The organism is Nocardia sp. CDC153, assembly GCF_035818515.1.
Lineage (GTDB): Bacteria > Actinomycetota > Actinomycetes > Mycobacteriales > Mycobacteriaceae > Nocardia.
On the sequence record NZ_JAYKYU010000007.1, the window covers coordinates 176,053 to 190,906 of the forward strand.

A 14,854-nucleotide genomic window follows, 5' to 3' on the forward strand; every position below is an offset into this window, starting at 1 on the left:
CGATGCTCATCGATCCGAGCGGGCGCGGACCGACGATGCGGCAATTGCTCATCGCCGGGGTTTGCGGCCTCACCGTCATCGCCATCGTGCTGGGCTTCCTGTTCGCGCGGTACCGGGGCTACTTCGTCGAAAAGGTCAATGTCACCGCGAATCTCACGACCACCGGTGACGGTCTGCCCGCCAACGCGGACGTGAAGTACCGCGGTGTGCTGGTCGGCGCGGTCAAGGACGTGTCGGTGGCGGCCAAGGGCGAGAAGCAGGAGGTGCACATCGAGATGAAACCCGAGTACACCGACGGCATCCCGGCCAATGTCACCGCGCGCGTGGTGCCCTCCAACCTGTTCGCCGTCACCTCGGTCGAACTCGTCTACAACGGAGCCGATTCCGCGCATCTGAAGGAGGGCTCGCAGATCGCCGAGGACACCTCCACGGGCACCATCGCCCTGCAGGACACCCTCACCAAGGTCCGCGACATTCTCGGCAAGATCGATCCGGTGCAGTTCGGCCGGGTGCTGGGCACGCTGTCCTACGCGCTCGACGGCAGCGGGCGCATGCCCGGCTCCACCATCGAACGCGTCGACCGCTGGCTCGACGGGGTGCGCACCTCGGTGCCGAATGTCGGCGGGTTCCTCGACGACCTCACCGCGTCGATGCACGCGCTCAACCAGTCCGCGCCGGAACTCATGGGCGTGCTGCGGGATTCGGTCGAGACGGCCAAGACCATCTCCGACCGGCGCGCCGAGCTGACCGCGCTCATCTCCGGCTCGGAGTCGACCATCGACAAGGTGAACGGCCTGTTCGCCCGCAACCCCAATGTCGGCAAGGACGTCACCACCGGCACCAGCGCCCTGTTCGGCGCGCTGTCGGACAATCCGGACGCCATCCCGCAGGCCATCTCGAATCTGAACGACTCGGTGCGCAAGCTGGGTTCGACCTTCCACTGGGGTCCGCAGAACCAGATGATCTGGAACATGGGCATCACCTTCACGCCCTACAAGCCCTACACCCGCGACGACTGCCCGCGCTACGGCGATCTGGCCGCCCCCAGCTGCGCCACCGCGCCGCTGGTCTCGGACCCGGGCACGCTGCCGGAAGCCATGCGGCCCAGGGCCATCGACGCGGCCAAGGATCTTCCGGTCACCGCGCCGCCGCCGGGCTTCCCGCTGATCCCGGGCCTCACCACCACCGGCACCCCGACGGACAAGCCCGCCGACACCCAGCAGCCGGGCACCGACCCGCTGGCGGGCACGCCGCTGCAGGGCCTGTTCCCCAACCTGGTACCGGCCGCCCCGGCACCCGCCGCCCCGGCCAGCCAGCCGGGTTCGGTTCCCACCGGCGGCAATTCGGTCCCGACCGCTGGCGATATCGCCCTCTCCGGTGACGACGCCATCACCGCCCTGCTGGGTCGGCGTCCCACCGCGGCCGAATACCTGCTGTTGAGCCCGATCCTGAAGGGTGCGACCTTGCAACTGACCAAGAGCGAGGCCGGACGATGAGCATTCGCAAGCCGCTCATCGGGTTCGGCATCTTCGCGATCGTGTCGATCCTGGTGACCGCGGTCATCTGGAACACGCTCGCGCGAACGGTGAAGGGCGACACCAACACCTACTCCGCCACCTTCAGCGACGTGCTCGGCCTGCGCGAGGGCGACGACGTCCGGATGGCGGGTGTGCGTGTCGGCAAGGTGGAGAAGATCGACCTGGACAAGAAGAACCAGGCGGTGGTGACCTTCATCGTGCAGCGCGATCAGACGGTGTTCGGCGACACCAAGGCGCTGGTCCGCTACCAGAACCTGATCGGGCAGCGCTATCTCGCGCTGGCCATGCCGCCCGCGGGCAAGCCCAAGACCGGCGATCACGTGCCGCTGAAGAACAACGGCTCGATTCCGCTCGAGCGCACCGAGCCGTCCTTCGATGTCTCGGCCCTGCTCAACGGTTTTCAGCCGCTGTTCCAGGTGCTGCAGCCCGAGCAGGTGAACAACCTGTCCAACACCTTCATCCAGGCGCTGCAGGGCGACAATGTCTCGCTGAGCGCGTTCATCACTCAGGCCGCCGCGGTGGCCTCGGATTTCGAACGCCGCGACGGGATCCTCTCCGATGTCATCACCAACCTGTCCGGCGTGATGTCGGGTCTGGCCAAGCGCGGTGACGAACTGGAGACGCTGGTCACCCAGACCCGCGCCCTGATCGGCGGACTGTACGCGCAGGGTCAGTCGCTGCAGGCCTCCACCGTTCAGATCGCCGACGCCACATCGGCTCTGGTGAACATGTTCGGCAGCATCCAGCCCAAGCTGGTGCTGGCCCAGAACGCCACCCACGACGCGCTGGCGCTGCTGCTGGCCAATGGCGCCAAGTTGGACCAGGCGGCGGTGGACCTGCCCGCCATCCTGGCCAATGTCGGCAAGTTCACCCAGAACGGCACCTACGCCAACGCGTATCTGTGCAGCCTGGACGTCTCGCTGTACGGCATTCTCTTCCCGCGCGGTCTGTTCTCGCAGATCGGCGGCAACTCCCACTCGGCGGTGTGCCGACCATGATGGCGACTCTCAAATCCCGCTTCAACGCCAACCGCAACTTCTGGCTCGGCACCTTCGGCGTGGTGCTCATCGCCGCGCTGCTGCTCGGCTCCACCCTGTACAAGCAGGTGGGCATCGGAAAGCAGAGCATCAAGGCCGAATTCGTGCAGACCGCCGGCATCAAGGTGGGCGACAAGGTGGACGTGGCCGGTGTCGCGGTCGGCTCGGTCTCGGGCGCTGAGCTCGAGGGCGATCACGTGCTGATCACCTTGAACGTCGACAACAAGGTGAAGCTCGGCCCCGACGCCAAGGCCTCGATCAAGATGGCCACCCTGCTGGGCGCGCGCTACATCGACCTCACGCCCGGCGACGGCTCCGGCCTGAAGGGGAACCGAATCCCCAAGTCCAACACGGTCGTTCCCTACAACCTGGCCGATGTGGTGCAGCAGGGCACGCCCAAGTTCGAGGAGCTCGACACCAAGAAGCTCGCGGACTCGCTGAATCTGATCAACCAGCAGATGGGCGACACCCCGCAGATGACGGTGCAGGCGCTCGACGCCATCGGCGCGCTGGCCAAGACCATGAACAACCGCAAGGACCAGGTCGACCAGCTGCTCAAGGATCTGGACCGGGTCACCCGGATTCTCGGTGACAACCGCAACAGCCTGCTGCTGGTGATCACCCAGGGCGAGGCCATCGCCAATCGGGTGATGGAGCGCCAGGGTCTGCTGAAGTCGTTGCTGGACAATATCGCCGCGCTCAGCGGTCAGCTGCAGCAGATCGGCGCGCAGAACGACAACCAGTTCGGTCCGACCCTGCAGCAGCTCAACACCATGGCCGAGGGCCTGCAGAAGAACAAGGACAACCTGGATCGGCTGCTGTCGATCATGCCGCCGTCGATTCGCCAGTTCAACAACGCCTTCGGCAATGGCAACTACGGTGAGGTCGCGCTGCCTTGGCTGTTCCCGGACAACTGGTTGTGCTTCGCGCAGGTGAACGAGGGGTGCCACCAATGAGATTCAGTCGCATCACCAAGGCCGCCATGATCGGTGCCGCCGCGTTCGCGGTGGGCTCCTGCTCCATCGTCCCGCTCGGGGTGAAGGACGCCGCGGGCCAGACCAAGCACTTCACCGCGGACTTCCTCAATATCGCGGGCATGTTCGAGGGCAACCCGATCACCGTGCTCGGCCTCGAGGTGGGTCGGGTCGACAAGATCGTGCCCAAGGGTCAGTACGTCGAGGTCCACATGACCGTGGACAAGGGCGTGGACATCCCGAAAAACGTGCAGGCCGCGCTGGTTTCGCCGTCCATCGTGACCGACCGGCACATCGAGCTCACCCCGCGCTACACCGGCGGCGACAAGCTGCCCGACGGCGCGCACCTGACCACCCAGCAGACCAAGACCCCGGTCGAGCTGGACACCATGATCAAGACCATCGACAGCTTCGCCGCCGCCCTGAAACCCCAACCGGGACAGGACGGTGTGGGTCCGCTCTCGGGTCGGGTGCTGTACCCGATGATGAACGGCAATGGCGAGAAGATGCGCGATGTGCTCAACGCGCTCTCGGGTGCGTTGAAGACCGGCGTCGACAACAAGGACGCCATCTCCACCATCATCATCAAGCTCAACGAGCTCACCACCATGCTCGCCGACAATGACGATTCGGTGCGCGCATTCAGCAACAAGGTCACCCAGATGACCGGGCTGCTGGCCGATCAGGCGCCGGGCCTGCAGGCCACGCTGGATCAGCTGAACGCCTTCCTGGCCAACACCAGTGGCGCGTTCTCGCAGTACTCCGATCAGCTCAACGGCACCCTCACCGGGCTCACCAATGTCACCAACCAGCTGCGCGCCAATGCCGCCGGGGTGACCGAGGTGGTCGACGTGGCGCCGCTGCTCATGCAGAACCTGGACCGGTCGGTCAACCGGCAGGGCAACTTCATTCGCCTGCACGGTCTGATCGGCACCGCGTTCTCCGGTGAGATCGTCAGCCTGTTCTGCGAACGCATCCAGATGAAGTCGGATGGCTGCCGCACCGGGAAGATGGAAGATTTCGGACCCGACTTCGGGCTCATGGCGGCGATGCTGGGGATGACCAAATGAGCAATCGGTTTCTGCGTCGCACCGCGCTGCGGCGCACCATCGTCGCCGTGGCGGTGTCGGCGACCGCGGTGGTCGCCACCGGCTGCGGTGTGACGGTCGAGAGCCTGCCGCTGCCCAAGCCCGGCGCGGGCGGCGAAACCTACACGGTGCACGCGGTTTTCGACAATGCGCTGAACCTGCCCGATCAGGCCAAGGTCAAGATCGGCGGTTCCGACGTCGGCGTGGTCACCAAGATCACGACCAAGGACTACAAGGCCAATGTGGACCTGGCCATCCGCAAGGACATCGAACTGCCCGAGGGCAGCACGGCCGAACTGCGCCAGGCCACCCCGCTCGGTGACGTCTTCGTGGCGGTGTCCAAGCCCAAGACCGCACCCGGCGCGGCCATGATCAAGGACGGCGGTCAGCTCACCAACACCTCGGCGGGCGCGACCGTCGAAGAGCTGCTCATGTCGATCTCGTTGCTGTTCAACGGCGGTGGCATCGCCAGCCTGTCCAAGCTGACCGCCGAGCTGGACTCCATCGTCGGCGGCCGCGGCGACCAGCTGGCCCATGTGCTCACCCAAATGACCAGTGTCATGACCAGTCTCAACACCAACAGCGCGCGCATCGACGGCACACTGGCCGGATTCAGCGCGCTGGCCGACACCATCGAGGCCAACCACCAGCAGCTCGGTCAGGTGGCCGACAACCTGCCGAGCATGATCGGCGCCATCGCCGAGAACAACCAGGCGCTCGGCGATCTGCTCACCAAGGTCTCCACCACCAGTGCGGCCCTGGGCGATTACGCCAATACCACCTCCGATTCGCTGGCCAGCCTGCTCGACAATGTGAGCCAGTTGATGACGGCGCTGTCCAAGACCGATCAGACCCTCGGGCCCGCGCTCGACGCGCTGCACGACATTCGGCCCAAGGCCGACGCCTCGTTCAAGGGCGACACCCTGGCCGTCGCGGCCACCGCCACCATGCTCGATATCGGCCTGCTCACCGACCCGGCCAACAGCAAGTTCCCGGATCTCAAGGACCTCAACGACTTCGGCGGCAGTTTGATTCAGGTGCTGCAGATCATCTACGGCCGGATCAACGGGGGACACCGATGAACTGGGTGAAGAGCCACAAGAACCTGGTGTCCAACACCGCGCTCGTGCTGATCCTGCTGCTGGGCGCGTCCTATTTGGCGATCAGCGTCATGCGGGTGAACCCGCTGCGCCAGACCTACCGGGTGACGGTCAATCTGGACCGTTCCGGCGGTCTGCAGTCCGGCAACGACGTGACCCTGCGCGGCTACCGAATCGGCAAGGTCACCGACATCAAGCTGATCGACAATGGCGCGGCCATCGCGGCCACCGCCGAAATCGACAGCAAGTACTCCATTCCCAGCGACACCCTGGTGTCGGTCGGCGCGCTCTCGGGCGCGGGCGAGCAGTACATCGACTTCCGTCCGAACGTGGATCAGGCCCCGTACCTGCACAACGGTTCGGTGATCCAGTACGACGCGAACAAGGTCAAGACGCCGACCCCGGTGTGGTCGGTGCTCGACAACGCCAGCGCCATGATCTCCGAGATCGATCCGGACAAGTTCAGCGTCATTCTGACCGAGCTGGACACCGCGCTGTCCGGCGGGCCGGATCAGTTGCGCTCCATGATCGATGCCATCTCGGTGGCGACCACCGGCCTGGACAACCTGCTGCCGCAGACCACCAATCTGCTCAGGAATTTGCAGACCATCTCCGGCACCACCTCGCTGGCGCAGCCGGATCTGGGTACGCTGACCCGTAATTCGAGTGTGTTGTTCAATCAGTTCAACGACGCGAATGCCGAACTCCAGAAGATCCTGGAGCAGGCTCCCGGCCAGATGCAGACCCTCGGCGCGGTGCTGGACAAGACCGCCGACCCGGCGACCAGTCTGCTCACCAACTTCGCGGCCATCACCAGGGCCGCGCAACTGCGCACCCCGGCGCTGCGGGCCCTGTTCCCGTCGCTGGTGGTCGGCACCTCCGCCATGGGCGTGCCCGCGCACGACGGCGAGTTCTACACCATCGTCGACATCTGGCCGCGCACCTGGTGCGATTACGTCACCAAGAAGGTGCGGCCGGATGTGGCCACCGAGAGCACCTTCCCGAAGTGGGCGAGCTACTGCCAGAACCCGCCCATGGATCAGCAGATCCGCGGCTCCGCCAATGCGCCGCGACCGGACGTGCCGAACAACGGCGCGCTCCCGCCCGCGGGGTCGGACCCGAACGAACGGACCCTGCCGCCGCTCAAGTGAGTGCCCCGAATCAGCTGCTGTGCGCAACAGGCATACTCGCTGACGAAACCTAGACGGTGCGCCGCAGCGCACCGGGAAAGTGATCGATACATGTCGGACGACGCTGCCCAGGACAAGAAAACCGAAGACGATTCCATCGCCGAGGCCGATGCCCAGGGCAGCGCCAGTGCCGACCAGGCCGCCGAGCAGCCGGAGCCGACGAAGGAGACGGCGGCCGCGGAGCCGAAGGCCGACGAGCCGGTGGCCGAGCCGAAGGCCGAGCCCGCCGAGAAGCCCGCACCGGCCGCGGAATCGAAGCCGACCGACGAGCGGAAGTCCTCGGCGCTCGGTTCCAAGATCGCGGTGCCGATGGTCGCGCTCATCGCGCTCGGTGTGCTGCTGGTCGCCGCGCTGGCCGGGCTGGCGGCGTTCGCGTGGCAATCGCACTCCAAGAGCAATGAACTCGCCGACCGCGATTCGGCGTCCAAGGCGGCCTGCGATTTCGCCAAGGCGGTCTCGGTCTACGACCAGAACACCTGGAACGACTTCGGCCCGCGCGTGCAGGCGCTCATCACCGGCGAGTTCAAGCAGATGTTCGACCCCATGGCGGGCGACGTGAAGGACATCCTGTCCCAGGCGCACGCCAAGTCCTCGCTGAACGTGCTGCGCTGCGGGTGGGAATCCGGCGACTCGAACAAGGCCACGGTCCTGGTCAGCCTGACCCAGACCTCCACCAACGACTTCCACAACAAGCCCATCGTGCTCACCATCCCCACCTACGTGGAACTCGAGAAGCACGACGGCAAGTGGCTGGTCTCCAAGTTCCAGCCGGTGTACTCCGGTGACGAGAACCCGCTGTTCCCGGGCGCGTCCGGCGGCGGCAACGACCAGCAGGGCGGTGCCCAGCCCTCCGGCCAGCCCGCCCCCTCGACCACCCAGGCTCCCCAGCCCGCCCCCACCAGCGCGGCCCCCAAGCCGGGCAACTGAGAGCTGAATCAACGAAAGGGCCTGTCCCCGGAGCAATCCGGAGACAGGCCCTTCTGTTCTCGCCCGTGCGGCCGGGCGGTGGAGTCGTCAGAACAGCGTGAGTGCCTCGGGGGCAGGGGCTTTCGCGGCCGCCGCCCGGCGGCGCGGAGTCTGGGCCGCGGAATGCGTGGTGGCCGTGACCATCTCCGTGTGGTTGGCGGGCTTGGTGACGGGCAGCGGCTCGGTCTTGGGCTCCTGGACCGGCAGGGGCTCGGTGATCGGGTCTAAAGGGGCCGGATCCTCGGGCTCGGTCGCGACACCGGTGGCGGCGACGTGGCGGGCGGCCTGCCCGGCCAGCGCGTCGGCCTGCTCGTTGAAGTAGTTGCCGACGTGGCCGCGCACCCAGCGGAACCGGACCGGGCCGGGCCGGCTGGCGATGGCGCGGTCGATCTGCTGGATCAGCTCGACATTCTTCACCGCGCCGCCCGTGGAGGTCTTCCAGCCATTGGTGCGCCAGCCATTGATCCATTCGGAGGCGCACTTGATGGCGTAGAGCGAATCGCTCTCGATGAGCAGGGGTTCCGCGCCGGGATGCGCCCGAACGGCCTCGAGGAGTGCGCGCAACTCCGCGATCTGATTGGTGCCCGAGGGTGCACCGCCACTGGCCGAGCCGCCCGCGTGATTGACCCAGGCCCAGCCGATCGCGCCGCCCGGATTGCGCAGGCATGATCCGTCGGTGCTCACGATGATCATGCGGCCTACCCTACGCGATCCGGCCGACAAGATCCGTGCCGTGGAATTCCTCTATCTCCCTACGCAATTGCGACTCCGTTCGCCGGACCGTGGCCTGCACCAATGCGGCCGCCATCGTCGAGAGCAACCTACCGGTGAGTCCGCGCGGCACCCAGTACTCGGTTTCCGAGGTCAGCACCGCGCGGCCGTAGCCGAGCGGATCGAAGCGCAGGGTGATCACGCAGAAGTTGGAGCACGCCGACGCCGACTTCCCCGTCCGGCGTCGGCGCAGTGTGTACTCGATGACCGCGTTGCGGCGGTAGTCGGTGATCTCACACTCGATGGTGGGGTGCCACAGGCCGACCCGCAGGGTCGCGGCGAAGACGGCTCCGGCGCCATGATCGGAATCCCCGATCGGCTCGAAGGCGACGACGCCGAAGGCCCAGTCCGGCACGAACTGATGGTTGTCCGTGTATGTGAACGCGACTTCTACCGGCGCGCCGACGTCACTCGCGTACTTGAAATGGCCCATAGGCTGCTCCCTGTCCCACGGCTGCCTCAAAAGTACTACAGCAATCCTATTTATTGAGCGGAGTCCCTATTTATTGAGCGGAGCCTCAAATGGACACCGCGTCCAATCGATCGGCGATGTACTCGGCGATGGGCAGGGCGGAGGTGGCCGCCGGGGACGGGGCATTGAGCACGTGCACCGAGCGCGGGGTGCGCTCGAGCAGGAAATCGTGGACCAGGGTGCCATCGCGCAGCACGGCCTGGGCGCGGATACCGGCCTCGCGGGGCAGCAGGTCGGCGCGGGTCAGGTCGGGACAGTAGCGGCGGCACTGCGCCAGATACCCGCGCTTGAACAGCGAATTCCGCATCTCGCGCAGACCGGTGCGAACATTGGCCGCGGCCACCCGGTGAAAACCGCGGTAGCCCAGGATCTCCCGGGCATCCCGCAGATTCACGCTGCCCTTGCGATAGCCCTCCCGCGCCAGGCCCAGCACCGCATTGGGCCCGACCGTGAGCTCGCCGTCGATGGTGGGACTCAAATGCACGCCCAGGAACGGCAATTCGGGATCCGGAATCGGGTAGATGAGGGTGTTCACCAGATCTCGGCGCTCCGGCGGCAGCGTGTAGTACTCGCCGCGGAACGGCACGATGCGCAGATCCACCCGCAGGCGCGCCAACCGCGCCAGGCGATCGGCCTGCAACCCCGCGCACACCACCATCCGCCGGGCCTGCCAGCTGCCCGCGGGACCGGAAATCGTGATGGCCGAGTCGGTTTCGACAATGGCCGTGATCTCCGCGCCGAGCACGATCTCACCCCCGGCCGCGCGCACCCGGGTCGCGAGCGCCCGGGTCACCGCGCCGTAGTCGATGATGCCGGTGCTCGCCACGAACAGCGCCCCGACGCCGGTGATCCGCGGCTCGCGCCGCACCAGTTCGGCGGCGTCGAGCAATTCCACCTCGACGCCATTGGTCACCGAGCGCTCGTAGAGCGCCAACATGCGCGCGTGCTCGGCGGCATCGGTGGCCACCAGCAGTTTTCCGCACACCCGGAACGGAATGTCGTGTGCCGCGGCGAATTCCTTGGTCAGTTCCGCACCGCGCACGCACAGCCGGGCCTTCAGGCTGCCGGGCTCGTAGTAGATGCCGGAGTGGATGACCCCGCTGTTGTGCCCGGTCTGGTGCAGGCCCAACCGCTCGGCCTTCTCCACCAGCAACAGGCTCGCCCCCGGATGGCGTTCGAGAATGCGGTGCGCGGTGGCCACCCCGACGATGCCGCCGCCGATCACGCAGTAGTCGTACACACCGGGAAGTCTCACACAGCGACGGCGGTGGAGTCTTCCACCGGGGCCGGAACCGGATGGCGGGCGATCTGGACGCCGTAGCGGCCCAGGCCCGGATCCGACACCGTCAGCGTCACGTCGCCGTGGCTGTCCACCTCGGTGCGCAGCTGGGTATTGGCGCTCGGATCGGAGTTGATCCCCAACTGCTCCCCGAGCGGGGTGTGCAGCAGCACGTCCGCGAGGGTGGCGAAGACATTGGTGTCGACGGTGAGCGTGACCGAATCATGCTGTGCCGCAGCCACATGCGCACCCAGATACGCGGTGCCGAGCCGCAGCTGGCCGCCGACCGGACGCGGGACCTCGGTCGCCGCGGCCGCGCCCGTGCCGGACACGCGGGCCGAACTCACCCGCGGCGCCGCCTGCTCCGCCGGTCGAGGGGTGAAAAGCGCTGCCAGGCCCACATTTTCGGGCAGCGGCGCGGTGGGCTGGGCGATCGACGGGTCGTTCCCGCCGCCGAGTTCGATCAGGGCCGGGTGGTTGCTCGGCGGTGTGGTGGCGAGTTTGCCGGGCTCGTGCGCCATCTCATTGGCGATATACGAACCGGCGGCGACGGTCAGCCCGATGCTGGCCATGCTGGCGGTGACGATGGCGCTGTAGCGGAACGCCTGGGCCGTACGACGGGTCGACCCGGCGGCCGGTGTCGCGAGTTGATGCGACATGACTGGTGCGTCCTTTCCTCTCCCCTGTCCCCCTGCGCCTGTTCGGCGCAACGACCCGCACCTTTGAAAGTCGTACGCTCGTCCAGGTTACGGCGGTCCAGGTAACGTCCGGTAAACCGACTCACCAAAGAGACCAGGATCACAGAATGGAAAGGTTGGACATCATCAGGTTTTCGCTGTCGAAAGCCTGGGTAAAAAGCTGTTAGCGGCGAGCGTCAACTCGACTGCCATCGAAGAGACCTCCGGCCAACGGCGTCCGGTCGGCACCAGGCACGGCGCACCCAAGCTGGCGCTCGTTCGCTCCCTCCCAGGTGACCTGGGAACAAAGGCCCAAGTGGGAATTGGGATTTCTGGTCGGAGGCCGGGATGACGGCGGGTCAGGCGAACTGGCCCGCCGTTCGGCCGCTTCCGGGGGGACCCGCGAAAGCCTGTGCCAGGCCGAGCCATTCGCGGGCGTCGTCCCCGCGCACGACCAGTCCGAGATCGTCGATGTGTCGCCGCTGCGTGACGAGCAGACAGAAATCCAAGGCCGGACCGGTGATTCGCTGCTCGGCGTCCTCGGGACCCCAGCTCCACACCTGGCCGTCCGGCGCGGTCAACTCGATCCGGAAGTCCTCGGCGGGCGCGGCCTTGCCGTGCGTCAGATAGGCGAAGTCGCGGGTCCGCACGCCGATGTGGGCGATATGCCGCAGCCTGGCGGTGGGCTCCCGGGTGATGCCCAGGGCGTCGGCCACGTCCTGTCCGTGCGCCCAGGTCTCCATCAGTCGCGCGGTCACCATCGAGGCCGGGCTCATGGGCGGCCCGAACCACGGCAGCTTGGTGCCCGCCGGGACCGTGCGCAGCGCCTCGACCAGGGCCGCGCGATCGCGCCGCCAGTCCGCGAGCAGTTGCGGCGCAGGGGTTTTCGCCCCTTCCGCGGCCGCCTCGTCCACGAAGGTGAGCATCTTGGGCAGCGCCGCCTGCACCTGCCGGTCGAACTCGGCGGGATCCGTGGCCGCGACGGCGGCGACCCGGTCGGTCCAGTTCAGGTGGGCGATCTGATGGGCGATGGTCCAGCCCGCGGCCGGGGTGTCGCGCTGCCACTCGGCGGGATCGAGGTCGGCGATCAGCCGATCCAGATCGGCGCATTCGGCGGTGAAGTCGGCGAGCAATGCCTCGAGATCGGCCACCGGGTCAGCATCGCAGCCGGGCCCCAAAAATGCAAGCACGCGTGCTTGATTTCTGGCCGACCCGGAAAAGGCTGTCTACCAGCCGAAAAGGATCAAATGCACAAGCCCGACCCCCAGGCCCAGCGCCGCACCGTGCAGATACAGCAGCCACGCGTCCTGCTCCACAGAGGCATAGAACATCTCCATGAACTCCCCCGGCGTGAGCTGCTGCAGCTTGCGGGCGGCGAACTCGTCGATCTTCTTGGCCTGGGCGGCCGCGAATTCCGGATCGTCGGCCAGGCTCGGGGCCAGGCCCACCGCGGCCGAGGTCGCGCCGACCTTCAGATTGTCGAACTGCCGCTTGCCGAAGACGGTGCGCACCACCGAGTGGGTGGGGCCGAGCTGGCGGTGGATCTCCTGGGAGATGAGGCGTTCGAGCAGCTGGCGGGTCTTGTCGCCATTGGGCCCGTCGAGCAGTTCGCGGGCCAGGTTGGGCAGCGTGAGCACCTGGTAGGCAAGGATGTTCGCGAGATCGGCGGCGGCCTCGGGCTGCCGCTTGGCCAGCAGCGCCTGCTTCCACAGGTACTTGTAGCGCGGCTGCGGGTCGCCCGGCTCGAACACCATCTTCACGGCGATGACATTGACGATCACGCCGATCGCCGCGGCCGCCGACAGGATGACGAACCACCCGGGCAGCCAGCCCAACACCGGAATGCTGTGGTGCACCTGCATATACAGCGCCAGCAGCAGACCGAACGGTGCGCCCAACAGACCGATGCGGACCATGAACCGCAGTTCCGGCGCGGCGATGGTGGTGGTCAGGTCCTTGAGGATCGTCGGGTTGTCCCGCAGGTACCGGATGACGAAGTCCTTGATGTCGATGAGCTGATCGACATTGTCGCCGAGCTGTTCGAAGGCCCGCCGCGCCAGCGTCGGCAGCTCCCGCTCGATGCGCTGGTAGAGCACATTGCGCACGGCCTTGGGCACCGCGCCCCACAGATCCGGGTTCTCGTGATTCATGATCTCGTCGACCATGGCCGGAACCTGTTTGCGCCCCACCTCGGCGATGTAGTCCGCGATGCCCTCGAGATCCAGCTCGTGAATGAAGTCGCGCGGACTCCCGATCCGCATGAGCGCCTTGTCCACACAGATGCTGGCCATCTTCTCGGCCCGCGCCGGAATGAACCCCTGAAACCCCAGCCGCTTCCCATCCCCGGAGAAGGTCGGCAACACCTGCACCCGCCGCGGAAAGTACGGATACAGAAACTCCAGCCCCGGAACCCGGAACCCCTTGAAGTAGATCGGCCAGAACAACATCAGCACGCCGGTCCAGTTGGTCAGCCACCCGGCGATCGCACTGAAGATCGGAAAACTGATCAAATCGACGACAACCTTCGGCTGCCCGGTCACCTGCTCCCAATCCAGGAACAGCCCCGAGGCCAATGTCGTCATACCAGCGTCCCCCTACGGCCAACCTGATGGTGAGAAATCGGACTCCCAACACTCTCACCGGCAGGAACCCCTGTCAAAAGCTCCTGGCCTGTACCAACCCGCCGTGTCGCAGCCGATTCAATCGCCCCGCTCGTGCAAAAAACCACCAGCCGGTAATACCAAGGTATTATTGTGGGGGTGTGGAGTATGTATGGTCGCCGACAGCCAAACAGTTCCTCGAACGGTTTCAGGTCCTCAGCTGGGAGGTGATGGAGGTCCTGTACTCGTCTCGTCGTTGGCCACGACCGGCCCGCACCGATCAAGGTCTACCGGTGCTGACCGTGTGGGGCCGCAGCGACGAAGGCCGTCCGTTGGTGGTTATGCTGCGGCAGTTGCCCGCACCCTCCACTCGCTGGGAAATCCTGATGGCCGTGCCGATGGGACCGCACCAGCTCACTGAGTACAACGCATGGGAGGCCAACCAATGAGCGACCCGACAGAACACGGCTACCCGCGCACCTCCGAGGAAGCCGCCACCTTTTTGGAGGGCATGACCTTCGACGACACGGCGACCGTGCCGCCGTTGCCGCCGACCATCGACGAGATCGAGACGGGCATGGTCACCACGTCCCTGAAACTGCCCGCCGAGCTGCGGGACCGTATCCGGGAGACTGCCGCCGAGCACTGCATTACCGCGAGCATGTTGATCCGCCAGTACATCGAGATGGGTTTGGCCGCCGAACAGCCCGACCGGATGATCCCGCTCTCCGACGCCATCCGAGTGCTGTCCAGCCTGCGCGCAACCGCCTGATCGGCAGCGCACGAAAATGCCGTGGAATACGAGGGATTGAGCGTCGAGTCGGTCGGCGGGCGCCTTGTGGAAATGGCTCCATCACAAAGCTCCCTCGCCTGCAACAGGACTCGATCGCCCTCCGCGGAGGCGAAACCGCGGGGCCGAGCGCGCACTGTGCCCGCCGCCTCGTGGCCGAAGATAGCCACGGACGGCACCGCGCAGGAATAGTGGCGTCAGCATGCCGTCGATGAGGTGCATATCCGACAGGCGCGCCCAGGCTGCCTCAACCTCGACCAGTGCACTGGCTCACGTCAGTTTCGGAACCGGGAGACCTTGTCGAGCCAGTGGCCTTGGGCCACAGGTGCAGGCATGCGGGAAGCAGGGTCGCAATTCGGCCACGGTAGGTCG

Annotated in this window: 15 protein-coding genes; 9 read left to right on the forward strand and 6 right to left on the reverse strand. The window is 66.4% G+C overall.

Annotation, left to right across the window (positions count from 1 at the left end):
- The first annotated feature begins 2 nt into the window (after positions 1 to 2).
- The 7 genes from VMT65_RS34010 (at position 3) to VMT65_RS34040 (ending at position 7,854) form a co-directional block, all read left to right on the forward strand.
- The gene (locus tag VMT65_RS34010; RefSeq protein WP_326312773.1) at positions 3 to 1,496 is read left to right on the forward strand and encodes an MlaD family protein; all 1,494 of its coding nucleotides are present in this window, start codon (positions 3 to 5) and stop codon (positions 1,494 to 1,496) included.
- Complete coding sequence (locus VMT65_RS34015) at positions 1,493 to 2,536, forward strand: MCE family protein (protein ID WP_326312774.1); 1,044 nt, start codon at positions 1,493 to 1,495, stop codon at positions 2,534 to 2,536. The genes VMT65_RS34010 and VMT65_RS34015 overlap by 4 nt, the downstream gene beginning before the upstream one ends.
- The gene (locus VMT65_RS34020) at positions 2,536 to 3,531 is read left to right on the forward strand and encodes an MCE family protein (protein WP_442790365.1); all 996 of its coding nucleotides are present in this window, start codon (positions 2,536 to 2,538) and stop codon (positions 3,529 to 3,531) included. Before VMT65_RS34015 ends, VMT65_RS34020 begins: the two co-directional genes overlap by 1 nt.
- Entirely contained in the window at positions 3,528 to 4,619 is a 1,092-nt protein-coding gene (locus VMT65_RS34025) for an MCE family protein (protein ID WP_326312776.1), read from the forward strand. The genes VMT65_RS34020 and VMT65_RS34025 overlap by 4 nt, the downstream gene beginning before the upstream one ends.
- Positions 4,616 to 5,719, forward strand: coding sequence for an MlaD family protein (locus VMT65_RS34030; protein WP_326312777.1), 1,104 nt, complete (start codon positions 4,616 to 4,618; stop codon positions 5,717 to 5,719). The genes VMT65_RS34025 and VMT65_RS34030 overlap by 4 nt, the downstream gene beginning before the upstream one ends.
- Entirely contained in the window at positions 5,716 to 6,888 is a 1,173-nt protein-coding gene (locus tag VMT65_RS34035; RefSeq protein WP_326312778.1) for an MlaD family protein, read from the forward strand. Before VMT65_RS34030 ends, VMT65_RS34035 begins: the two co-directional genes overlap by 4 nt.
- 90 nt (positions 6,889 to 6,978) lie before the next feature.
- Positions 6,979 to 7,854, forward strand: coding sequence for a hypothetical protein (locus VMT65_RS34040; protein WP_326312779.1), 876 nt, complete (start codon positions 6,979 to 6,981; stop codon positions 7,852 to 7,854).
- Between the two features lie 87 nt (positions 7,855 to 7,941).
- On the opposite strand, the gene VMT65_RS34045 is transcribed toward VMT65_RS34040, so the two are convergent.
- From VMT65_RS34045 to VMT65_RS34070, 6 genes are all read right to left on the reverse strand, one after another.
- Positions 7,942 to 8,586 carry a ribonuclease H family protein gene (locus VMT65_RS34045; protein WP_326312780.1) on the reverse strand — a complete coding sequence of 215 codons (645 nt, stop codon included), beginning with the start codon at positions 8,584 to 8,586 and terminating at the stop codon, positions 7,942 to 7,944.
- A 10-nt stretch (positions 8,587 to 8,596) separates the two neighbouring features.
- A complete protein-coding gene (locus tag VMT65_RS34050) occupies positions 8,597 to 9,097 on the reverse strand; it encodes an SRPBCC family protein (RefSeq protein ID WP_326312781.1) in 501 nt (166 codons plus the stop codon).
- A gap of 85 nt (positions 9,098 to 9,182) precedes the next feature.
- Positions 9,183 to 10,391 carry an L-2-hydroxyglutarate oxidase gene (gene lhgO / locus VMT65_RS34055; RefSeq protein ID WP_326312782.1) on the reverse strand — a complete coding sequence of 403 codons (1,209 nt, stop codon included), beginning with the start codon at positions 10,389 to 10,391 and terminating at the stop codon, positions 9,183 to 9,185.
- Positions 10,388 to 11,074: a hypothetical protein gene (locus tag VMT65_RS34060; RefSeq protein WP_326312783.1), complete on the reverse strand. Its 687-nt coding sequence runs from the start codon at positions 11,072 to 11,074 to the stop codon at positions 10,388 to 10,390. The genes lhgO and VMT65_RS34060 overlap by 4 nt, the downstream gene beginning before the upstream one ends.
- A 377-nt stretch (positions 11,075 to 11,451) precedes the next feature.
- Complete coding sequence (locus VMT65_RS34065; protein WP_326312784.1) at positions 11,452 to 12,243, reverse strand: TIGR03084 family metal-binding protein; 792 nt, start codon at positions 12,241 to 12,243, stop codon at positions 11,452 to 11,454.
- 75 nt (positions 12,244 to 12,318) lie between these two features.
- Positions 12,319 to 13,674 (reverse strand): hypothetical protein, encoded by a 1,356-nt coding sequence (locus tag VMT65_RS34070; protein WP_326312785.1) that lies wholly within the window; start codon positions 13,672 to 13,674, stop codon positions 12,319 to 12,321.
- A 179-nt stretch (positions 13,675 to 13,853) separates the two neighbouring features.
- On the opposite strand from VMT65_RS34070, the gene VMT65_RS34075 reads away from it, so the two are divergent.
- Both VMT65_RS34075 and VMT65_RS34080 read left to right on the forward strand, forming a co-directional pair.
- Entirely contained in the window at positions 13,854 to 14,141 is a 288-nt protein-coding gene (locus VMT65_RS34075; RefSeq protein ID WP_326312786.1) for a hypothetical protein, read from the forward strand.
- Entirely contained in the window at positions 14,138 to 14,464 is a 327-nt protein-coding gene (locus VMT65_RS34080) for a hypothetical protein (RefSeq protein WP_326312787.1), read from the forward strand. The genes VMT65_RS34075 and VMT65_RS34080 overlap by 4 nt, the downstream gene beginning before the upstream one ends.
- Positions 14,465 to 14,854 lie beyond the last annotated feature (390 nt).

Bases quoted from the DNA above. Each gene is read 5' to 3' on its own strand.
- VMT65_RS34015 (WP_326312774.1), top strand. From the start codon at position 1,493: ATGAGCATTCGCAAGCCGCTCATCGGGTTCGGCATCTTCGCGATCGTG.
- VMT65_RS34040 (WP_326312779.1), top strand. From the start codon at position 6,979: ATGTCGGACGACGCTGCCCAGGACAAGAAAACCGAAGACGATTCCATC.
- VMT65_RS34025 (WP_326312776.1), top strand. From the start codon at position 3,528: ATGAGATTCAGTCGCATCACCAAGGCCGCCATGATCGGTGCCGCCGCG.
- VMT65_RS34020 (WP_442790365.1), top strand. From the start codon at position 2,536: ATGGCGACTCTCAAATCCCGCTTCAACGCCAACCGCAACTTCTGGCTC.
- VMT65_RS34050 (WP_326312781.1), bottom strand. From the start codon at position 9,097: ATGGGCCATTTCAAGTACGCGAGTGACGTCGGCGCGCCGGTAGAAGTC.
- VMT65_RS34010 (WP_326312773.1), top strand. From the start codon at position 3: ATGCTCATCGATCCGAGCGGGCGCGGACCGACGATGCGGCAATTGCTC.
- VMT65_RS34080 (WP_326312787.1), top strand. From the start codon at position 14,138: ATGAGCGACCCGACAGAACACGGCTACCCGCGCACCTCCGAGGAAGCC.
- VMT65_RS34030 (WP_326312777.1), top strand. From the start codon at position 4,616: ATGAGCAATCGGTTTCTGCGTCGCACCGCGCTGCGGCGCACCATCGTC.
- VMT65_RS34070 (WP_326312785.1), bottom strand. From the start codon at position 13,674: ATGACGACATTGGCCTCGGGGCTGTTCCTGGATTGGGAGCAGGTGACC.
- VMT65_RS34035 (WP_326312778.1), top strand. From the start codon at position 5,716: ATGAACTGGGTGAAGAGCCACAAGAACCTGGTGTCCAACACCGCGCTC.
- VMT65_RS34060 (WP_326312783.1), bottom strand. From the start codon at position 11,074: ATGTCGCATCAACTCGCGACACCGGCCGCCGGGTCGACCCGTCGTACG.
- VMT65_RS34045 (WP_326312780.1), bottom strand. From the start codon at position 8,586: ATGATCATCGTGAGCACCGACGGATCATGCCTGCGCAATCCGGGCGGC.